20 protein-coding genes are annotated in these 19141 nt (G+C 71.0%); 11 read left to right on the top strand and 9 right to left on the bottom strand.

All coding sequences use genetic code 11. The annotated features are described in order from the left end of the window. The first annotated feature begins 2 nt into the window (after positions 1-2). The 3 genes from OF850_RS06870 to rodA are packed head-to-tail and all read left to right on the top strand — an operon-like array spanning position 3 to position 3612. Positions 3-542: a rod shape-determining protein MreD gene (locus OF850_RS06870; protein WP_301589220.1), complete on the top strand. Its 540-nt coding sequence runs from the start codon at positions 3-5 to the stop codon at positions 540-542. After that, on the top strand, positions 539-2464 hold the full coding sequence (gene mrdA, locus OF850_RS06865) for a penicillin-binding protein 2 (RefSeq protein WP_301589219.1): 1926 nt from the start codon (positions 539-541) through the stop codon (positions 2462-2464). Before OF850_RS06870 ends, mrdA begins: the two co-directional genes overlap by 4 nt. Beyond that, positions 2464-3612 (top strand): rod shape-determining protein RodA, encoded by a 1149-nt coding sequence (gene rodA / locus OF850_RS06860; protein ID WP_301589218.1) that lies wholly within the window; start codon positions 2464-2466, stop codon positions 3610-3612. Before mrdA ends, rodA begins: the two co-directional genes overlap by 1 nt. A 123-nt stretch (positions 3613-3735) precedes the next feature. On the opposite strand, the gene OF850_RS06855 is transcribed toward rodA, so the two are convergent. Then, the gene (locus OF850_RS06855) at positions 3736-3936 is read right to left on the bottom strand and encodes a hypothetical protein (protein ID WP_301589217.1); all 201 of its coding nucleotides are present in this window, start codon (positions 3934-3936) and stop codon (positions 3736-3738) included. Between the two features lie 78 nt (positions 3937-4014). Continuing rightward, a complete protein-coding gene (locus OF850_RS06850) occupies positions 4015-4959 on the bottom strand; it encodes an N-carbamoyl-D-amino-acid hydrolase (protein WP_301589216.1) in 945 nt (314 codons plus the stop codon). A gap of 86 nt (positions 4960-5045) precedes the next feature. Between OF850_RS06850 and OF850_RS06845 the strand changes: the two genes are divergently transcribed. Continuing rightward, positions 5046-5438 (top strand): WYL domain-containing protein, encoded by a 393-nt coding sequence (locus tag OF850_RS06845; protein ID WP_301589215.1) that lies wholly within the window; start codon positions 5046-5048, stop codon positions 5436-5438. 7 nt (positions 5439-5445) lie between these two features. Here the strand turns inward: OF850_RS06845 and OF850_RS06840 are convergent, their stop codons facing one another. Together OF850_RS06840 and OF850_RS06835 are read right to left on the bottom strand one after the other, a co-directional pair. Beyond that, positions 5446-6831 (bottom strand): dihydroorotase, encoded by a 1386-nt coding sequence (locus tag OF850_RS06840; RefSeq protein ID WP_301589214.1) that lies wholly within the window; start codon positions 6829-6831, stop codon positions 5446-5448. A 29-nt stretch (positions 6832-6860) separates the two neighbouring features. Continuing rightward, entirely contained in the window at positions 6861-7763 is a 903-nt protein-coding gene (locus OF850_RS06835; protein WP_301589212.1) for a LysR family transcriptional regulator, read from the bottom strand. Positions 7764-7872: 109 nt separating this feature from the next. Here OF850_RS06835 and OF850_RS06830 point away from each other — a divergent pair, with 109 nt between their 5' ends. Further along, the gene (locus tag OF850_RS06830) at positions 7873-9414 is read left to right on the top strand and encodes an MmgE/PrpD family protein (protein WP_301589210.1); all 1542 of its coding nucleotides are present in this window, start codon (positions 7873-7875) and stop codon (positions 9412-9414) included. 177 nt (positions 9415-9591) lie between these two features. On the opposite strand, the gene OF850_RS06825 is transcribed toward OF850_RS06830, so the two are convergent. Then, a complete protein-coding gene (locus OF850_RS06825) occupies positions 9592-9825 on the bottom strand; it encodes a hypothetical protein (RefSeq protein ID WP_301589209.1) in 234 nt (77 codons plus the stop codon). 154 nt (positions 9826-9979) lie between these two features. On the opposite strand from OF850_RS06825, the gene OF850_RS06820 reads away from it, so the two are divergent. Further along, the gene (locus tag OF850_RS06820; RefSeq protein ID WP_301589208.1) at positions 9980-11110 is read left to right on the top strand and encodes a bifunctional 2-methylcitrate synthase/citrate synthase; all 1131 of its coding nucleotides are present in this window, start codon (positions 9980-9982) and stop codon (positions 11108-11110) included. 438 nt (positions 11111-11548) lie between these two features. Further along, entirely contained in the window at positions 11549-12160 is a 612-nt protein-coding gene (locus OF850_RS06815) for a hypothetical protein (protein WP_301589207.1), read from the top strand. Between the two features lie 63 nt (positions 12161-12223). On the opposite strand, the gene otnC is transcribed toward OF850_RS06815, so the two are convergent. Next, complete coding sequence (otnC, locus tag OF850_RS06810) at positions 12224-12856, bottom strand: 3-oxo-tetronate 4-phosphate decarboxylase (protein ID WP_301589206.1); 633 nt, start codon at positions 12854-12856, stop codon at positions 12224-12226. Continuing rightward, positions 12849-14108, bottom strand: coding sequence for a 3-oxo-tetronate kinase (otnK, locus tag OF850_RS06805; RefSeq protein ID WP_301589205.1), 1260 nt, complete (start codon positions 14106-14108; stop codon positions 12849-12851). The genes otnC and otnK overlap by 8 nt, the downstream gene beginning before the upstream one ends. Before the next feature lie 50 nt (positions 14109-14158). On the opposite strand from otnK, the gene OF850_RS06800 reads away from it, so the two are divergent. Continuing rightward, a complete protein-coding gene (locus OF850_RS06800) occupies positions 14159-14461 on the top strand; it encodes a hypothetical protein (protein WP_301589203.1) in 303 nt (100 codons plus the stop codon). Then, entirely contained in the window at positions 14389-14772 is a 384-nt protein-coding gene (locus OF850_RS06795; protein WP_301589202.1) for a hypothetical protein, read from the top strand. The genes OF850_RS06800 and OF850_RS06795 overlap by 73 nt, the downstream gene beginning before the upstream one ends. 6 nt (positions 14773-14778) lie before the next feature. On the opposite strand, the gene serA is transcribed toward OF850_RS06795, so the two are convergent. Beyond that, positions 14779-16023 (bottom strand): phosphoglycerate dehydrogenase, encoded by a 1245-nt coding sequence (gene serA, locus OF850_RS06790; protein WP_301589435.1) that lies wholly within the window; start codon positions 16021-16023, stop codon positions 14779-14781. Positions 16024-16037: 14 nt separating this feature from the next. Then, positions 16038-17318 (bottom strand): M20 family metallo-hydrolase, encoded by a 1281-nt coding sequence (locus OF850_RS06785; RefSeq protein ID WP_301589201.1) that lies wholly within the window; start codon positions 17316-17318, stop codon positions 16038-16040. A gap of 145 nt (positions 17319-17463) precedes the next feature. Between OF850_RS06785 and uraH the strand changes: the two genes are divergently transcribed. Together uraH and OF850_RS06775 are read left to right on the top strand one after the other, a co-directional pair. Next, entirely contained in the window at positions 17464-17814 is a 351-nt protein-coding gene (gene uraH / locus OF850_RS06780) for a hydroxyisourate hydrolase (protein ID WP_301589200.1), read from the top strand. A gap of 4 nt (positions 17815-17818) precedes the next feature. Next, a complete protein-coding gene (locus OF850_RS06775) occupies positions 17819-19003 on the top strand; it encodes a urate hydroxylase PuuD (RefSeq protein WP_301589199.1) in 1185 nt (394 codons plus the stop codon). Positions 19004-19141: the final 138 nt, after the last annotated feature.

Below are 19141 nucleotides of genomic sequence, written 5' to 3'. Positions count from 1 at the left end.
CCATGGCCCGCAAGGGGCGCCCCCAGCCGCCAATGGGTACGCTGCGCCGGCTGGATGCCGGGGCGCGCGCTGCCTTTCCCGCCTTGGGCACCGCACTGCTGCTGGTGCTCGCGGCGGTGCCGGTGGGCGTGCCCGGCCTCGTCGCAGCCTTGGCCCTGCCGCCGGTCTTCTTCTGGAGCGTGTTCCGTCCCGCCGCCATGTCGCCGCCAGTGGTCTTCGGCCTCGGCCTGCTGCAGGACCTGCTGTCCTTCGCGCCGCTGGGCGTCGGCATCCTGACCCTGTTGCTGGTGCATGGCGCGGCGCTGCGGATGCGGCCCTGGCTGGTGCGGCAGGGCTTTCCCGTGGTGTGGCTGTGCTTCTGCGCCGTGGCGGTGGGAGCCTCCGCGGTCGGTTTCGTGCTCACCGGCTTGCTGGACTGGCACATGCCCTCCCGGGTGCCGGCGCTGCTGCAGGCGGGGCTCGCGGCCGGCGCCTACCCGGCGCTGGGCTGGACGCTGGGCCGCATCCACATGGTCATGACGCGCGCGGAGGAAGGGCCATGAAGTGGCCGCGGCTGCGCCGCGCCAAGAGCGGCGTCGAGAACTTCACCATGCGCGGCGTGAAGCGGGAGGAGGAGCGACGCCGCTCCGTCTTCACTCGCCGCGCCCTGCTCCTGGCCGGCGGCCAGGCCGGGCTGTTCGGCTTCCTGGGCCACCGTCTGCACACGCTCCAGGTCGAGCAGGGCGAGCGCTACGCCACCCTGGCCGAGGAGAACCGCGTCTCTGCGCGGCTGCTTTCCCCGCCGCGCGGGCGGGTGCTGGACCGCAACGGCACGGTGGTCGCGGCGAACCGGTTGAACTGGCGCGCCCTGCTCGTCGCGGAGCAGACCCAGGATATCGGCGCGACGCTCGACACCTTCCACCGCATCGTTCCCCTCCAGGACAATGAGCGCACGCGCGTGGAGCGCGAGCTGCGGCGCCGCCGCCGCTTCGTGCCCGTGACGCTGCGCGAGTTCCTGTCCTGGGAGGAGATGGCACGGATCGAGGTCAACGCGCCCGACCTGCCGGGCATCCTGATCGACGTAGGCACCACACGCATCTACCCGGAGGCGGAGCATCTGGCCCATGTCGTCGGCTACGTGGCGCCGCCGGCCGAAAGCGACATGGATGGTGACCCGCTGCTCCAGCTTCCCGGGGTGCGGGTGGGGCGCGCGGGGGTCGAGCGCTTCCACGAGACCACGCTGCGCGGCCGCGCCGGGGCGGTGCAGCTGGAGGTGAACGCGGTGGGCCGCGTGATCCGGGAGCTGGACCGGCGCGAGGGCGTCGCCGGCCAGGACGTGGAGATCAGCCTCGACGCGGAGCTGCAGCGCGCCGTGCGCGGCAAGATCGGGGAGGGGATTTCGGTCGTCGTGCTGAATGCCCGCAACGGGGAGGTGCTGGCCATGGCCTCGCAGCCCTCCTTCGATCCCAACGTGTTCAATGCCGGCGTCTCGGCGGCGCAGTGGCGGCAGTGGACCAGCCAGCGCTCGACGCCCCTGATCAACAAGCCCACCAACGGGCTCTACGCCCCCGGCTCGACCTTCAAGATGGTCGTGGCGCTGGCGGCGCTGGAGGCGCGGGTGACGACGCCGGGCGAGCGGATCTACTGCCCCGGCCATTTCGACCTGGGCGACACGCGGTTCCATTGCTGGAACAAGGGGGGCCACGGCTCCGTGGACCTGCGGCAATCGCTGAAGGTCAGCTGCGACGTCTACTACTACGAGATGGCGCGGCGCCTCGGCATCAATCGCATCGCCGCCATGGCGCGGCGCCTGGGTCTCGGCGTGCCGCTCGACATCGAGCTGCCGGGCACGCGGCCGGGCCATGTCCCCACGCGCGAATGGCGCGAACGCCAGGGGCGAAGCTGGGCGCTGGGCGACACGGTGGTGCACGGGATCGGCCAGGGCTTCTACCAGCTGACGCCGCTTTCCCTCGCCACCATGTCGGCGCGGCTCGCCACCGGGCGGGCCGTGCAGCCGCACCTGACACGCTCGGTCGGCGGACGCCCGGTGCCGGGTGGCCGGGCGGAGGACTGGCCCAGCCTGGGGCTCAACGATCGCGACCTGCGGCTGGTGCGCGAGGCCATGTGGGCCGTGGTGAACGAGCCGGGCGGAACTGCGCTCTCCTCCCGCCTGCCGGGGGCGCTGGGCGTGCAGATGGCGGGCAAGACCGGCACCACCCAGGTGCGACGCGTGTCCCGCGAACAGCGCGAGCGGGGCTTCCGCGTCGAATCCCTGCCGCGCGAATGGCGGCCGCACGCGCTCTTCGTCGCCTATGCGCCCTATGACAACCCGCTCTACGCGGTGAGCGTGGTGGTGGAGCATGGCACCAGCGGCTCGGGCGCCGCTGCGCCGCTGGCGCGCGACGTGCTGGTCGAGGTGTTCAACCGCTTCCGCACCCAGCCCGGCCCCGCGCCGGGCCAGCGCGTCGCGGAGGGGAGGGGCTGATGTCGGCGGTGTTCGAGCGGCGGCTCCTTGCCCGCGATCGCGGCGCGGGGCTGCTTCAGAAATTCTGGCAGGTTCCCTGGCCCTTCGTGATGCTGCTCTCGGCGGTGGCGGCGGTGGGCTACGTGGCGCTGTATTCCGCCGGGGGCGGGCCGGAGGCCTATGCCTCCAAGCACGCGCTGCGCTTCGGCTTCTGCGTGGTGATGATGCTGTGCATGGGCATGGTGGATATCCGCGTCTATGCCCGCCTTGCGCCGCTCGCCTATCTGGGCGGGGTGGCGCTGCTGGTGCTCGTCGCCCTGCATGGCGAGGTGGGCAAGGGCGCGCAGCGCTGGATCAATCTGGGCCCGCTGCAGCTTCAGCCCTCCGAGGCGATGAAGATCATCCTCGTTCTCGCACTTGCCGCCTGGTTCCAGCGGGCGAGTTGGGAGCGCGTGGGCAATCCGGTCTTTCTCCTGCCGCCCCTGGTCCTGGTGCTGATTCCGGCGGGGCTGATCTTCAAGCAGCCCAATCTCGGCACCGCGCTGATCACGGTGATGCTGGGGGGCGCGATGTTCTGGGCGGCCGGGGTGCGGTGGTGGAAATTCGCGGTCGTGCTGGGCGGTGCGGCCCTCGCGGCACCGCTCGCCTATGGGCACCTCAAGGACTACCAGCGCGCCCGCATCACGACCTTCCTCGACCCGGAGAGCGACCCCCTGGGCGCCGGCTACAACATCATCCAGAGCAAGATCGCCCTGGGCTCGGGCGGGATGTGGGGCAAGGGCTTCATGCAGGGAACGCAGGGCCACCTGAACTTCCTGCCTGAGAAGCAGACCGACTTCATCTTCACCATGATCGCCGAGGAGTTCGGGCTGGTGGGGGCGATGGGCACGCTGGCGATGCTGATGCTGGTGGTCGCCTTCTGCCTCTTCGTGGCGATGCGCTGCCGGCACCAGTTCGGGCGGCTGCTCGCCATCGGGCTGGGCACAAACTACTTCCTGTACGTCTTCGTGAACGTGGCCATGGTCACCGGCTCGATCCCGGTCGGCGGCGTGCCGCTGCCGCTGATCTCGCATGGCGGCTCGGCCATGCTGACGGTGATGGCGGGGTTCGGCCTGCTGATCTCCGCCTGGGTGCATCGCGACGCGGAGTTCGGCCCGGCGCGCGACTGACGCCGCGTAAGCGAAAACGGGCCGGAGCGTGACCCGGACGGGAGGCGTCGTCCCGTCTGGCGAATCAAGCTCCTGGCCCGGTCCCCGCCCCTTGCGGGGCGAATGGGGTCAAGCGCCCAGTCTTCAGCGCACCATGATGGTGGGCGAGGACGGCACCGGCGTCACGACCGCCGCGCTCGGCGTCTGCGGAACGACCACGGTGGCCTGCGGGTTCGGCGCGGAAGGACGGTCGCGCTCCACATAGGCGCAGGCGGAGAGCGCGAGGGCGGAACCACCCGCCAGGGCAAGCACGGCGGCCTTACGGGTCAGCTGAGAGAAGAGCATCAGTTCCTCCTTCGGATTCAGGGATGCGCGCCCTTAACCCTCACACTCCCTGTCTGGTTGCCCTTTCGCCGGAATGGATCAATCCGCGGGTGGGGTGGCTCCCACCTGCTCGACGATGCGCCGGTAGTGCTCGGGGCGGCGATGGGCCGCGAAATTGAACATCTTTTCCTTGCCCTGGCGGCAGGCATCCAGGTCGCATTCCGCCAGGATCACCTCGTCCTCCAGCGTCCTCGCCTGCGCCACGACGATGCCATCCGGGCTCACGATGACCGAGCCGCCGATCAGCCCCGACCCGTCCTCGACCCCGGCCTTGGCCACGCTCACCGCCCAGGTCGCGTTCATGTAGGCGTTGGACTGTGCGGCCAGGGTGGAGTGGAAGGTGCGAAGTTCCGCCCCTTCGGTCGTGCCGCCATTGGGGTCGTAGGCGGCGGAGTTGTAGCCCATCAGCATGACCTCGACGCCCTGGAGGCCGTAGCAGCGCCACGCCTCCGGCCAGCGGCGGTCGTTGCAGACCAGCATCCCCATCACGGGGCGGTTCCACTCCGCGGGACCGCGAAAGGCGGGGAAGCCCAGGTCGCCATACTCGAAGTAGCGTTTCTCCAACTGCTGGAACCGGTCGCCCTCGCGCGGCTCGACCGAGCCGGGCAGGTGGACCTTGCGGTACTTGCCGAGGATGGCGCCGTCCGGCCCGACCGTGATGGCGGTGTTGAAGCGCTTGCCCGCTTCCGTCCGCTCCGCGAAGCCCAGATAGAAGCCAACGCGAAGCTCCCGGGCCCGGTCGAACAGGGCCTGGCAGTCGGGGTTGGGCATGGAGGTCTCGAAACAGGCGTCGAGTTCCGCCTCGGAGAGGAGCCAGCGCGGGAAGAAAGTGGTCAGCGCCAGTTCGGGAAAGACGACACATTGCGCGCCGTCCTTCGCCGCTCGCTCCAGAAGGGCGATCAGCCGGTCGAGGGTCCGGGCGCGGCTGTCGGCGCGCTGGATGGGGCCGGTCTGCGCGCCGGCGAGCGTCAGGATGCGAGGCATGAGGGCAGGATGCGCCAGGGCCGGTTCCGCGCGAAGCCCCCGGCGGAAACCCTGGAAAAACCTGTTTCGTTTCCTATATGTTCTCCATGAACCGCACCCAACGGGGTCGCGTCGGACGGCCCCCCATTCCCCCCGAAGTTATGGAGCGCCGCATCGGCGTCCTGGCCGATGCCGTGCGCGATCGCCGCGTGGTCGAGCTGCTGTACGGCGGCGCGTGGCGCGTCGTGCATCCGCACGCCGTGGGTCGCCTGTCCACCGGCAATGTCGGCCTGCTGACCTGGCAGACCGCCGGGCTGGCGCGCGGCCCCGACAGCCCGGGCGAGGGCTGGCGGATGTTCGACGTGTCCCGCATCGAGGATGCGCGCATCCTGCACAGCACCTTCGCGCCGCGTCCGCGCCGCAACGGATTCTGGACGCGCAACCTGCCCCACCCGGCGGCAGAGGCGCCGTCGCGCGAGGAAGCCTTGGCGGCCGCCTGACGCGGCCTCAGCCCAGGAAGCGATCCCCGTGCTGGCGCGGCACGAAGCGTCCGGCGCCGGGCTTCGCCAGCACCTCCTTCCCGTTCCATATCGGAGCGCCGCGCAGATAGGTCGCGGCGACGCGGCCCCGCATCTCCATGCCGTCATAGGGCGACCAGCGCGCATCCTCGCGGTCGCGGATCTCCTTCGCGTCGAAGCGGAAGCGGCCGCGTTCCAGGACGCACAGATCGGCATCCGCCCCGACGCGAATGGCGCCTTTCCGGGGAAACAGCCCATGGAACCGCGCCGGCCGCTCGGCGCAGAGCGAGGCGAGCATCGTCACCGGCAGGCCGCGCTGCTCCAGCAGGGTGAGCATGAGGGGCGCGAAGCTCTGCATTCCCGTCAGCCCGGCGCCGACGGCGAAGATGTCGCCCTTGTACTGCTTGCGCTCGCGCGGCCAGGGAGCGTGGTCGGTGGAAACGTAACCGACCTTGCCGGCCCTCACCGCCTCCCACATGCGCTCCACCTCCTCCTTCGCGCGGAAGGGCGGGTTGCACTTGCCGAAGCCTTCCAGCCGGACGAGGTCCTCCTCCGTCATGCAGAGATACTGGATGCACGCCTCGCCGGAGGTGCGGGCGCCCTGGTCGCGGAACATCCCGGCCAGGTCGAAGCCGCGCGCGAGGGAGGAATGGGCGATGTGGACGTGGCAGCCGGTTTCCAGCGCCATCTCGAAGATCTCGAGGTCAGCCATGGATTCGGTGATGGGCGGCCGCGTCCGGCAATGCATGATCGGGTGCGTCTCGCCCGCCGCCTTCGCCTGCTCGGTTAGGCGCTCGACCAGTTCCTGATCCTCGTTGTGGATCGCGACCATGAGGTTGCTCTTCGCGATCTCGCGGAAGGCGCGAAGCATGGTGGGGTGGTCGATGCGCGGGAAACGCACCGCGTCATATTCATAGGTGGAGAGCTTGAAGGAGCAGATTCCGGCCTCGATCAGCCCGGCGATGTCCTCCACGTTCCCGTCCTTCCGGATGGTCCCGTAGAGCGCCATGTCCACATGGGCGAGGCGCGAAACCTGTTCCAGCTTGTCGTGGAGGATGCCGGTGTCGGTGACGGGCACCGGCACGTCGTAGGGCATGTCGACGCAGGTCGTGACCCCGCCGGCCGCGGCCGACATCGTCGCGCCCTCGATGCCGGACCAGCCGGTGCTGCTGCTGGTGTGCATGTGCCCGTCCACGAGGCCCGGCAGCACCAGCATGCCGCGATGGTCCGCCGTGTCGCGCGCGGCGGGGGCCTCGCCGGAGCCGATCGCCGCGACCGCCTCGCCGCGCACCCCGACCCAGCCGCCCTCCAGCACCCCGTCCGGCAGGACGAGGTCGCCGAGGATCACGCGGTCGAAGGGGGGGGATTCGGTCATGGGTCGCTCTCCGCTGTCGCGGGGCGAGGCTACCCTTCCCCGAAGGCTTGCCAAGCCGCCTCGCGCGCCAGCTTCACCGTGTCCGTGTCGCGCTCCTGGTTCCAGGCGAGGGAAACGCCGACGGAGGGCACGCCGCCCGCCAGCTCGCGGAACACCACGCCGGGCGGGCGCAGCCCGGCAATGCCGGAGGACACCAGCGCCGCGCCGAAGCCGGAGGCGACGAAGGCCAGCTGCGCCATGGCAGAGCCGGCCTCGCGGATCGCGCGCGGCTCGAAACCCGCTTCCCGGCACGCCGCCACCTGCCGGTCGAAATAGGCGGCGGAGATGGAGCGGGGCAGCAGCACAAGTGGCTCGCTCGCCAGCCGGGCGAGGCGGATGGGCAGGTCGCCCTTCGCCAGCGGGTGCGCCTCCGGCAGGGCGGCGAGGAGCCGGTCGCGGCCGAGGAGCTGCAGACCGAAGGGCGCGTGCGGCTCGTCCAGCCGCACCAGGGCGAAGTCCACGTCGCCGCGCCGCAGCGCCTCCAGCGCGTCGGTCGTGTCCATCTCCTGCACCGCCAGGGCCAGCTCGGGCTGCATCTTGCGCAGCGCCTGGCTGAAGGGGGGCAGGAAGTCGAACAGGGCAGAGGTGACGCATGCCATGGCCATGGGCGCGTGGCGCCCGTCCCGCAGTTCGCGCGCCAGGGCCTCGGCGCGTTTCGCGTCCTCGGCGATGCGGCGCAGGATGGGGATCAGCGCCTCGCCCTCGCGCGTGGGGCGGGTGCCGCGGCGCCCGCGTTCCAGCAGGCGCACGCCGAGCTCCGCCTCCAGCGCCTGGATCTGCGCCGTCAGCGGGGGTTGGGACAGGCCGAGCCGGGCAGCCGCCCGGCCGAAATGCCCTTCTTCCGCAACGGCCAGGAAATGGCCCATGCGGCGCAGGGAACGGAAATCAACCATGCTCTATCATGTAATACGAAAACCGTATCGAAAACCCGGCCTGAACGGATTGGACGGGGGGCGCATCCGGGGCAAAGAAGGCGCCATCCGACCCAGAGGAGAGGCGCGCATGCAGCTTCATGACGTGAAGGTCCACCCGTCCAAGGCGCTTCTGAAGCGCGAAGACCAGCTGGCCTGGAAGATGTCCGCCGTCGCGGCGGACAAGGTGGCCGTCCCCAAGGACACGGCGGAGATGATCATCAACCGGATCATCGACAACGCCTCCGTCGCCATCGCCGCTATCAACCGCCGCCCGGTCGTCTCGGCCCGTGGCATGGCGCTGGGGCACAGGAAGAAGGAGGGCGGCGCCACGGTGTTCGGCGTGCCGGCCGGCACGACCGTCTCCCCCGAATGGGCCGCCTGGGCCAACGGGACGGCGGTGCGCGAGCTGGACATGCACGACACCTTCCTCGCCGCCGACTACTCGCACCCCGGCGACAACATACCCCCCATCCTCGCCGTCGCGCAGGCGATGGGGCGGTCAGGCCGGGATCTGATCCGCGGCCTCGCCACCGGATACGAGCTGCACATCGACCTCGTGCGCGCCATCTGCCTGCACGAGCACAAGGTGGACCACATCGCCCATCTCTGCCCCGCCAGCGCCGCCGGCATCGGCACGCTGCTCGGCCTCAAGCAGGAGGTGATCTTCCAGTCCATCCAGCAGGCGCTGCACACCTCCATCTCCTTCCGGCAGAGCCGCAAGGGCGAGATCTCCTCCTGGAAGGCCTATGCCCCGGCGCATGCCGGCAAGCTGGCCATCGAGGCGGTAGACCGCTGCATGCGCGGCGAGGGCGCGCCGAGCCCGATCTACGAGGGCGAGGACAGCGTGATCGCGTGGGTCCTGTCCGGCCGCACCCAGGCCGACTCGCAGGGGCGCAACACGGTCTACGACCCCACCTACTACCAGGTGCCCCTGCCGGCGCCGGGCGAGGGCAAGCGCGCCATCCTGGACAGCTACACCAAGGAGCATTCGGCCGAGTACCAGTCCCAGGCGCTGATCGACCTCGCCTTCCGCATGCGCGAGCAGATCTCGGACTTCGACGCGATCGAGAAGATCACCATCCACACCTCCCACCACACCCACTACGTGATCGGGACGGGCGCCAACGACCCGCAGAAGATGGACCCCAAGGCCAGCCGCGAAACGCTGGACCACTCCATCATGTACATCTTCGCCGTCGCGCTGCAGGACGGGCGCTGGCACCACGTGGACAGCTACGCGCCCAAGCGGGCGGCGCGGCCGGACACGGTGGCGCTCTGGCACAAGATCGAGACGCGCGAGGCCCCGGAGTGGACCGAGCGCTACCACTCCCGCGATCCCGACACCCTGGCCTTCGGCGGGCGCGTCGAGATCCGCTTCAAGGACGGCACGACCCTCGTGGACGAGCTGGGCGTCGCCAACGCCCATCCGCGCGGCGCCCGGCCGTTCGGTCGGGAGCAGTATATCGGCAAGTTCCTGACCCTGACCGAGGGCATCATCACCGCGCGGGAGCAGAACCGCTTCCTTGAGGTGGTGCAGGACCTGCCGCGCTTGGCGGCCGGCGAGCTTCACCTGCTCAATGTTGCCCTGCCGCGGGGCGAGCTGCTGGAAAGCAAGCCGGGCATCTTCTGACCGCCGCTCCGTCGGCGAGACGGGGAGGGGGCGCGCCCCCTCCCACCCGGGCGCGGCGCCCTTCCTCGCGCCGCGCAACTCCGCCTCCGGCACCGGGTCGCCCCACCCCGCACCGAGGGGCAGCATCATCTCCACCACGCCCGGCAGCGTCCCCGGCCCCTGCGGCGCGAGCACGACTCAGGCGCCGATCCTCTGCTGCGCCGCGCCGATGGGCGAAGGACGGGGCGACGGAGGACACGCGCGCCGAGACGCGCGCCAGCACGGAATAGCTGCGGCTGAACGGACCGGCGCCGAGGTGAAGGACGGCACCGCTGCAAGCCCGGAGGCGGCGCAATCCGCCTGCGCCCGGGCGACCGGGGCCGCATTGCAGATCAGGGCGGCGACCCGCAGCGCGGTCGTGCGGAACGTCATCGGCCTCTCCTCCATCGGTTGGCGTGCAGCCTGACGACGCCATCCCGCGCCCGGTCGCCACGCCCGATGGGACGCATCGTCCGTGCCGCTCGGAGAGTGGACAGGCCGCACCGCCGCTCTACGCTCGCGCCAGGCCAATCGCGTGAGGAAAGTCATGAGCGAGAAGATCGAGGTCCGGAAGGGCCTGGTCGGCGTCTATGCCGACGAGTCGTCCATCTCCAAGGTGATGCCGGAGACCAACTCCCTGACCTATCGCGGCTACGCGGTGCAGGATCTGTGCGAGGAGGCCTCCTTCGACGAGACGGCCTATCTGCTCTGGAACGGGGAGCTGCCGAACCGCAGCCAGCTTTCCGCCTTCCAGGCCGAGGAGAAGGCGAACCGCGCGCTCTCCCCCGCGCTGCTGCGGGTGCTGCGCGACTTCCCCCAGGACGCACATCCGATGGACGCGATCCGCACGGCGGTGAGCTTCATGGGCATGGAGGACCCGGACACGGCGGACGTGTCCGAGCCGGCGCAGCGGCGCAAGGCGATGCGCCTCCTGGCCAAGATCCCCGTCGCGGTTGCTGCGGCGCACCGGCTGAGCAAGGGGGAGGAGCCCATCGCCCCCGACGCGAGCCTGCCCTTCTGCGAGAACTTCTTCCACATGGTCTTCGGCAAGGTGCCGCAGAAGGAGGTCATCCGCGCCTTCGACGTGAGCATGATCCTCTACGCCGAGCACACCTTCAACGCCTCCACCTTCACCGCCCGGACCATCACCTCGACCATGGCGGACATGCACGGGGCCATCACGGGCGGCATCGCCGCGCTGAAGGGCCCGCTGCACGGTGGCGCCAATGAGGCGGTGATGCACATGCTGAAGGAGATTCCCTCGCCCGAGGCTGCGGGGGAATGGATCAAGGACAAGTTCGAGCACAAGGCGCTGGTCATGGGCTTCGGCCACCGCGTCTACAAGAACGGCGACAGCCGCGTGCCGACCATGAAGAAATACGCCGAGCTGATGGCCGAGGTGGTGGGCGACAAGCGGTGGATGATCACCTCCGCCGTGCTGGCCGACATCATGCTCAGGCAGAAGAACATCCACCCGAACCTCGATTTCCCGGCCGGGCCCGCCTACTACCTGATGGGCTTCGACATCCCGCTCTTCACGCCGATCTTCGTCTGCTCGCGCATCACCGGCTGGGCGGCTCACGTGATCGAGCAGGGCGCGGACAACCGGCTCATCCGCCCGCTCTCGCTCTACACCGGGCCGGAGCAGCGCAACGTGGTGCCGATCGACCAGCGCTGACCGCTCACGTTTGATTCACGAAGGGCCGCGTGACGCGAGTCACGCGGCCCTTCTGCTGCTCGGACGACTCACTTGCGAGGAAAATGCGCGTTCGCGCGCAGAATGTGTTTGACACGCAACTCGCTGATTCCGATAGCGTTGCGCGTGTACGCATCGCACGTCGATTCGTTCACGCCGAAGCGGCGCGCGCAACGCGCGGAGCAGAGGCGGCCCGAGGCGAAGCGAGCGATGCGAACGCGCTGCAGGAAGGACGATCCTTGCCTCTCGGACCGGATCAGACATCGCGACGGACCATGCGAAGCGACTACACGCTCCGCCTTCGACGTCCGATGGCCTGCGCCATCTTTCCCCAACCGGGCTGCGGCGCGCCTGCGTCGCGGCCAGCCCCGCAAGGGGCGAACAAGCCGCGCGTTTAAGGCGCGAGAAGGAGACCGCACAGTGACCGACACCAACGAGACCGCCCCGCGGGCCCAGGCCATGGCGATGGCGAGCACGACCCGCCGCACGGCGAAGAAGCCCGCGACTGCGCGCGGCCGCGTCGCCACCAAGAAGGCGGCGCCCGCGAAGAAGGCTGGCACGGCGAAGAAGGCCGCCCCCGCCAAGAAGGCCGCGACCACGCGCAAGGCCGCTGCCGCGCCGAAGCGCGCGACCGCTGCCAAGAAGGCCGCGACCACGCGCAAGGCCGCTGCCCCGAAGAAGGCGACTGCGGCGAAGAGGACCACCGCCAGCACGCGCGGCAAGGCTGCTGCCGCGCCGAAGCGCGCGACTGCCGCCAAGAAGGCTGCGACGACGCGCAAGGCCGCTGCCGCGCCGAAGCGCGCGACCGCTGCCAAGAAGGCCGCGACCACGCGCAAGGCCGCTGCCCCGAAGAAGGCCGCGACTGCGAAGAAGGCGACCACCACCCGCAAGGCCGCCGCGCCGAAGAAGAACCCGGCGCTGGTCGAGCGGGCGAAGAAGGCTGCCGCGACGCGCGCCGCCAAGAAGGCCGCGGCCGCCAATTCCGGTCAGTCCTCGACCGCGTCGGCGGGCGGCGAGACCTCCGCCTCCTGAGTCCTGGGCGCGCCGAGCGCCCAGCCGGGCGCCGCTCCCCGCGAGGGGGGCGGCGCCCTTTCCTTATCCGAAGGTGCCGAGCAGGTCGTCCACCTGGGCCGGTGTCAGCAGGCGGGGCGACGCGCCGCGCAGCATCAGCGCCAGCTTCGCCGCCTCCTCCAGCTCCTCTGCCGCATAGACCGCGTCGGCGAGCGTCGCGCCCGTCGCGACCGGACCGTGATTGGCCAGCAGCAGCGCCTTCGCCCCCTTCGCCGCCGCGTGGATGGCCGGCTCCATCGCCGGGTCACCGGGGCGGTAATAGGGAATGACCGGCAGGCGCCGGCCGACGCGCATCACGAAGTAAGGGGTCAGCGGCGGGATGGGCGCCTCGTCGCCCGGCGCAGCGAGGCAGGAGATGGCGGTGGCCGCCGTGGAGTGCAGGTGCACCACCGCGCCCACCTCCGGACGTGCCTCCAGCACCGCGCGGTGCAGGAACACCTCCTTGCTCGGCCGGTCGCCGCCCACGTGGTTCCAGCCGGCGTCCAGGCGGCTGATGCGCGCCGCCTCCAGCCGCCCGAGCGAGGAGTTGGTGGGCGTCATCAGGTAGCCGTCCGGCAGGCGCACGGAGATGTTGCCCGCGCTGCCGACGCTGAAGCCGCGCCGGAACAGGCTGGCGCCCATCTCCACCAACAGGTCGCGCAGCGCCGACTCATCCATGCGCGAAGGCCTTCAGGAAGAAGTCGCGCGCACCGAAATTGCCGCTCTTGAGCGCGAGGCGCATGCCGCCCGCCGCCTCCGTCCAGCACCAGGGCACGCCCGGATCGATCTCCCCGCCGATGCGCAGCGACCGCACGCCGAGGCGCTGCACCACCGCGCCCGAGGTCTCGCCCCCGGCGACGACGACGCGCCGCACCCCGCGCTCCACCAGCGCCGCTGCTACCCGCGCCAGCGTCTCCTCCACCAGCGCGCCCGCCGCGTCACGTCCCAGCCGTGCCTGCAGCGCCGCCACGCGCTCCGGCGGCGCGGAGGCGGCGATCACCACCGGGCGATCCGCGGATAGCTTGCCCTCCATCCAGGCCTCCGCCTGCGCGGCAAGGGCGTCGGCATCGGGCGTCGCGAGCGCGTCCAGCTCCAGCGTGGGCGCGTGGTCGCGCGCGAGCCCGATCTGCCCCAGCGTGGCGCGCGAGCAGGACCCCGCCACCACCGCGCAGGCGCCTGCGACATCCGGCAGCGCGCCCGCATCCTCGCGCTCCGGCAGCAGGCCAGCGCGGCGGAAATTCTCCGGCAGGCCCATGGCGATGCCGCTGCCGCCCGTGATCAGCGCGTGCCCCGCGCAGGCGGCGCCGAGCGCCATGAGGTGCCCGTCCGTCACCGCGTCGGCGATAGCGAGGCGCCGGCCGGATTCCGACAGCCGCGTCGCCTCGCGCCGGATGGCGGCCTCGCCCGCCTCCACGACGGCGAAGGGGATCAGCCCCACCGCGCCCTGGCACTGCCGCGCCAGCACGCGCACCAGGTTGGGGTCGGTCATGGGCGTCAGCGGGTGGTCCTGCATCCCGCTCTCGCTCAGCAGCGCCGCGCCGACGAAGAGGTGCCCCTGGAAGACGCTGCGCCCATTGGCCGGGAAGGCGGGGCAGGCGATGGCGAAGCCGGATTGGAGGCGGCGCAGCAGCGCCTCCGCCACCGGGCCGATATTGCCCGCATCCGTGCTGTCGAAGGTGGAGCAATACTTGAACAGGATCTGCTTCGCCCCGGCCGCCAGCAGCGCGTCGCAGGCGGCGAGGGACTGGGCCACCGCCTCCTCCGCCGGGATGGTGCGCGACTTCAGCGCCACCACCACCGCGTCGGCCTCGGGCAATGGCCCTTCGGGTACGCCGATGGCCTGGACGGCGGTCATCCCGTTGCGGACCAGCATCGAGGCAAGGTCGGTGGCGCCGGTGAAATCATCGGCGATGCAGCCGAGCAGGGGCATGTCCGCTTTTCTCCCTTGAAGCGCGGGGCAGGCCGGGCAACATGCCCGGCATGAGCGACCACCGCCACCCGCCCGTCCTGGACATGACGCCGGAAGGAGAGTTCCGCGAACCGCCGCGCCCGTCCGGGCTGGACCGGTTCCTGGCGCGCGCCGGCGGCATCGCCGTGCTGGTCACGGTGGTGGCGGGCGGCCTCGTCCTGGCCGCCGCGGCGCTGTTCTTCGCCGCGCTGCTCCTGCCCGTGGTGATCGGCGCGGCGCTCTTCGCCACGCTGATGATCTGGTGGCGCCGTCGCCGGCTGCGCCGCATGGGGATCGAGCCGCAGGGGATGCGCGTCTTCGTGGTGCGCCGCTGACGGAACGGCTGCCGTTCGGCCTCGAGCGCGGCCGCACCTTCGACATCGGACGGGGCGGCCATGCGCGGGAAGGCGACGAGGGCCCGGCGCCCTGGCTCTCGCCGCGCCATCGCCTCGTGCTGGCCATCACCTTCGTGGGCGCGGCACTGGTGGCCGCGCTGGGTGGCGCGGCGGTGGCCGCCTTCGCCTCCGGCGCGCAGGGCGCGGCGGCGGTGCTGGGGCTGCTGACGCTGCTGGCCGCGCCGCTGCCCCTGCTGGGCCCGGCGCAGGATTGGTGGCGCCACCGGCGCGGACGCCGGGTGCGCCGGTAGGGGAAGCTACTCGCGCTCGTAGAGCAGGCGGGCGCGGATGGTGTGGGGCAGGGCGCGCAGCTCCTCCAGGATGGCCTCGCCGTCGCGCGTGGCGCCGGCATCCACCACCACGTAGCCGATCTCCCCATCCGTCTGCAGGTACTGGCCGGCGATGTTCACGCCCCGCTTGGCGAAGACCTGGTTGACGTTGCCCAGCACGCCCGGGGCGTTGCGGTGGACGTGCATGAAGCGCGTGCCGGTGGGCCGGGCAGGGAGGGCCACCTGCGGGAAGTTCACGGCGCCCACCGTGCTGCCCGTGTCGGAGTAGTCGGCCAGCTTGCGCGCCACCTCCTCGCCGATGCGGGACTGGGCCTCCTCCGTCGAGCCGCCGATATGCGGGGTCAGGATGACGTTGGGCAGGCCCTGGACGGGCGAGATGAAGGGGTCGCCGTTGCGCTTCGGCTCCTCCGGGAACACGTCCAGCGCCGCGCCCGCGAGGTGTCCGGAGCGCAGCGCCCTTGCCAGCGCGTCGAGGTCCACCAGCGTGCCGCGGGCGTTGTTGACCAGTACTGCGCCCGGCTTCATGGCGGCGATCTGCTCGGCGCCGATCATGCCCATCGTGTCCGCCGTCTCGGGAACGTGCAGGGTGACGATGTCCGACCAGTGCAGAAGCTCGGCCAGGGAGGCGCAGCGCGAGGCGTTGCCCAGGGGCAGCTTGGCCGTGCGGTCGTAGTAGATCACCCGCATGCCGAAGGCCTCGGCCAGCACGGAAAGCTGGGAGCCGATATTGCCGTAGCCGACGATGCCCAGCGTCCGGCCGCGCACCTCCCGGGAGCCATCGGCCGACTTGTCCCAGTCGCCGGCATGGGCGGCGACGGATTTGGGGAAGATGCCGCGCAGCAGCATCACGATCTCGCCCAGCGTCAGCTCGGCGACGGAGCGGGTATTGCTGAAGGGCGCGTTGAAGACCGGGATGCCGCGCTGCCGCGCCGCCTCCAGATCCACCTGGTTGGTGCCGATGCAGAAGCAGCCGATGGACATCAGCCGGTCGGCCGAGCGCAGCGCCTCCTCCGTGATAGTGGTGCGGGAGCGGATGCCCAGCATGTGCACCCCGCGCAGCGCATCGGCCAGCACCGCCCCCTCCAGCGCCTTCTTTTCATGCTGGACGTTGGTGTAGCCCTCCTCCGCCAGCAGGGCGGAGGCGGTGAGGGAGATGTTCTCGAGCAGGAGGGCGCGGATGCGTCCCTTGGCGAGGGACAGGCGCTCGGGCATTTCGGAGAGGGACATCAGTCGTTCGCCAGTTCAAGGAGGGCTTGGGCGAGGACGCGGGTGCCGGCGGCCAGCGCCTCGGGCGACGCGTACTCGGCGGGGTGGTGGGACACGCCGTTGCGGCAGGGGATGAACAGCATCCCGGTCGGGCAATGCGGGACCAGGAATTGCGCGTCGTGGAACGCGCCGGAGGGCATGCGCTTCGCCTTCAGCCCCTGGGCGCGGGCCGCCCGCTCCAGCGCGTCCGGCACGGGGGGCTGGAACTCCACCGGGGCGGCGTGGAAGCGCTCGGTCAGGGAAAAGCGGCAATGGCGCAGCGCCGACTGGATGACGCCTTCGATGGCGTTGCCGCGCGCCTGCAGCACCACGTTGTCCGGATGGCGGAAGTCGATGGTGAAGCGCACCCGGTCCGCCACGGTGTTGGAGGTGTTGGGCGACACCTCGATGGACGCCACGGTGAAGCGCAGCACGTCCGTGGGGTCGTGCATCAGCGCGTTCAGCGCCGTGATGGCGCGCACCGCGTCCTGTACCGCGTCCTGCCGCAGCGAAACGGGGGAGGTGCCGGCATGGTCAGTGCGGCCCTGGATCTCCACCAGGAACCACCGGCTGCCCTGGATGCCGGAAACGATGCCGACATCCTGCCCCTCGCGCTCCAGCATCGGGCCCTGTTCGATATGCGCCTCCACATAGGCGTGCGGGGCGGGTCCCTCGACGGTGCCGAGGGGGCGGCGCGGGAGGTCGGCCTCCGCCGCCAGATGCTCGGCCAGGGCGTCCTTCACCGTGATGCCGTCCTTGTCTGCGACCGCATCCCAGGTGTCGGGGCGGGCGAAGCCGGTGAAGGCCATGGAGCCCATGCAGCCGGGGGCGAACCGGCCGCCTTCCTCGTTGGTCCAGGCAACGACCTCGATCGGGCGGCGCGTGGCGATGCCGGCCTCGCGGATGGCGCGCACCGCTTCCAGCCCCGCCATGACGCCCCAGATGCCGTCGAAGCGGCCGCCATTGGGCTGGCTGTCCATGTGGCTGCCGGTCAGCACCGGGGCGAGCGTCGCATCCGTACCCTCGTGACGCAGGAACAGGTTGCCCCAGGAATCCACGGAAACGCCGAGGCCGATGCCCTGCGCTTCCCGAATCAGCACGCGCCGTGCCTCGCGGTCCAGCGCGGACAGGCAGGGGCGGTTCACGCCCTCGTTCCCATCCGCGTCGGTGAAGGCGCCGATCCGCGCCATCGCCATCACCTGGTCCCAGTGGCGCGCCTCGCTGACGGCAGCGACGAGGTTCGGGGCAGCGGTCTCGGGCATGGAGGCTCTCCTCCCTCTGGGGATTACGGGGAGGGGGGGCGGCGATCAAGGCCATGCCCGGCATGGCTCCCATCGGGGGATGCCGGGCCGGCCTTGTCACCGCGCGCTGCGGCGCGGCAGGGTTGTGGCGAAGCAGGGGACTCCGATGGGCCGCCTTTCCACGCACGTGCTCGACACCACGCATGGCCGGCCGGGCGCCGGGATGCGCTTCACCCTGTTCCGGCTGGCGGGCGATGCCCGCGTGAAGCTGGCGGAAGGCGAGACGAACGAGGATGGCCGCGCGCCCGGGCCGCTGCTGGAAGGCGACGGCTTCCAGGCCGGCCGCTACCAGCTTGTTTTTCAGGTCGCCGCCTATTTCCGCGCCCAGGGCGTTGCCCTGCCGGATCCGCCTTTCCTGGACGAGGTGACGCTGAGCTTCGGCCTGGGCGAGGACCGCCATTGCCACGTGCCGCTGCTCGTCTCGCCCTTCGGCTACACCACCTACCGGGGAAGCTGAGCGCGTGGACGCTGCCTTCCTGTGGGAGTGGGCCAATCTCGGCCTGCGCTGGCTGCACGTCATTACCGCCATCGCCTGGATCGGCGCGAGCTTCTACTTCATCGCCCTCGACAACTCGCTGGAGGCGCCAAAGGACGGCGACGCGCGGGTCGCGGGCGAGCAATGGTCGGTGCATGGCGGCGGCTTCTACTACAAGCGCAAGTACAAGGGCGCGCCGCCCGCCCTACCGGAGCGGCTGCACTGGTTCAAGTGGGAAGCCTACTGGACCTGGATCAGTGGCTTCGCCCTCTTCGCGCTGATCTACTGGGGCCAAGCCAGCACCTTCCTCATCGACCCGCAGGTGGCGGACCTGCCCGTCTGGGGCGCCATCCTCCTCTCGCTCGCGCTGATCGTCGGCGCGCAGATCGCCTATGAGGGGCTTTGCCGGGCCCTGGAGGGGCGCGAGGCGGTGCTGCTCGGCGCGGGGTTCCTGCTGCTCGCGGCGCTGGCGCTGGCCGCGACGCATCTGTTTTCCGGGCGCGGCGCCTTTCTGGTGGTCGGAGTGGCGCTCGGGACGATCATGGTCGCCAACGTGGCGCACATCATCATCCCGGGGCAGCGCAAGACCGTCGCCGCCATCGCCGCGGGGCAGGAGCCCGACCCGGTGCATGGCGCACGCGGCAAGCAGCGCAGCGTCCACAACACCTACCTGACGCTGCCGGTGCTGGTGATGATGCTGTCACCGCACTACCCGATGCTCACGCATGGGCGCTGGAGCTGGGTGGCGCTGCTGTTGCTGGTGGTGGCAGGCGCGCTGATCCGACAGTTCTTCGTGCTGCGCCATGCCGGCCGCACCAGCGCCACGATGGTGCTGGGCGGGGCCGCCGCCCTGGCCGCGACCGCCTTTGTCGTCGCGCCGCGCCACGATGCGCGCTTCGTGGGGGTGGAGGCGCCGTCCTTTGCCGAGGTGCAGGCCATCACTGCCACGCGCTGCGCCGCCTGCCACGCCGCGCGCCCCACCTTCGAGGGCATCGCCACCCCGCCCAAGGGCGTGACGCTGGAACGCCCGGCGAATTTGCGCCGCTGGGCGCAGGCGATGCGCGAGCAAGTGGCGAGCAAGGCGATGCCGCCTGGCAACCTGACGGAGATGACGGAGGAGGAGCGCGCGCGCCTCGTCGCCTGGGTCGCGGCGGGGGCGCCGCCGGACTAGGTCCTTGGAAAGCGGCCGCTGCCTCAATCGACGCTGGCGCCGGAGATCCGCACCATCTCGGCCCATTTCGGCAATTCGGCCGCGATGAAGCGGGAGAACTCCTCCGGTGTGCTGCCGACCGGCTCGCTGCCCTGCTCG

It is taken from the genome of Sabulicella glaciei (assembly GCF_026183895.1).
GTDB classification, from domain to species: domain Bacteria; phylum Pseudomonadota; class Alphaproteobacteria; order Acetobacterales; family Acetobacteraceae; genus Roseococcus; species Roseococcus glaciei.
Note: the sequence above shows the minus strand (reverse complement) of the source record. Positions and strands in the feature narration are given on the sequence as shown.

Excerpts from the sequence above, each read along its gene's own strand:
- OF850_RS06785 (WP_301589201.1), bottom strand. The coding sequence starts at position 17,318 with ATGCCCGAGACCGCTGCCCCGAACCTCGTCGCTGCCGTCAGCGAGGCG.
- OF850_RS06825 (WP_301589209.1), bottom strand. The coding sequence starts at position 9,825 with ATGACGTTCCGCACGACCGCGCTGCGGGTCGCCGCCCTGATCTGCAAT.
- OF850_RS06830 (WP_301589210.1), top strand. The coding sequence starts at position 7,873 with ATGCAGCTTCATGACGTGAAGGTCCACCCGTCCAAGGCGCTTCTGAAG.
- OF850_RS06800 (WP_301589203.1), top strand. The coding sequence starts at position 14,159 with ATGAGCGACCACCGCCACCCGCCCGTCCTGGACATGACGCCGGAAGGA.
- otnK (WP_301589205.1), bottom strand. The coding sequence starts at position 14,108 with ATGCCCCTGCTCGGCTGCATCGCCGATGATTTCACCGGCGCCACCGAC.
- OF850_RS06850 (WP_301589216.1), bottom strand. The coding sequence starts at position 4,959 with ATGCCTCGCATCCTGACGCTCGCCGGCGCGCAGACCGGCCCCATCCAG.
- OF850_RS06870 (WP_301589220.1), top strand. The coding sequence starts at position 3 with ATGGCCCGCAAGGGGCGCCCCCAGCCGCCAATGGGTACGCTGCGCCGG.
- OF850_RS06835 (WP_301589212.1), bottom strand. The coding sequence starts at position 7,763 with ATGGTTGATTTCCGTTCCCTGCGCCGCATGGGCCATTTCCTGGCCGTT.
- OF850_RS06840 (WP_301589214.1), bottom strand. The coding sequence starts at position 6,831 with ATGACCGAATCCCCCCCCTTCGACCGCGTGATCCTCGGCGACCTCGTC.
- rodA (WP_301589218.1), top strand. The coding sequence starts at position 2,464 with ATGTCGGCGGTGTTCGAGCGGCGGCTCCTTGCCCGCGATCGCGGCGCG.
- serA (WP_301589435.1), bottom strand. The coding sequence starts at position 16,023 with ATGCCCGAGCGCCTGTCCCTCGCCAAGGGACGCATCCGCGCCCTCCTG.
- otnC (WP_301589206.1), bottom strand. The coding sequence starts at position 12,856 with ATGGATGAGTCGGCGCTGCGCGACCTGTTGGTGGAGATGGGCGCCAGC.
- OF850_RS06855 (WP_301589217.1), bottom strand. The coding sequence starts at position 3,936 with ATGCTCTTCTCTCAGCTGACCCGTAAGGCCGCCGTGCTTGCCCTGGCG.
- OF850_RS06820 (WP_301589208.1), top strand. The coding sequence starts at position 9,980 with ATGAGCGAGAAGATCGAGGTCCGGAAGGGCCTGGTCGGCGTCTATGCC.
- OF850_RS06845 (WP_301589215.1), top strand. The coding sequence starts at position 5,046 with ATGAACCGCACCCAACGGGGTCGCGTCGGACGGCCCCCCATTCCCCCC.
- mrdA (WP_301589219.1), top strand. The coding sequence starts at position 539 with ATGAAGTGGCCGCGGCTGCGCCGCGCCAAGAGCGGCGTCGAGAACTTC.
- uraH (WP_301589200.1), top strand. The coding sequence starts at position 17,464 with ATGGGCCGCCTTTCCACGCACGTGCTCGACACCACGCATGGCCGGCCG.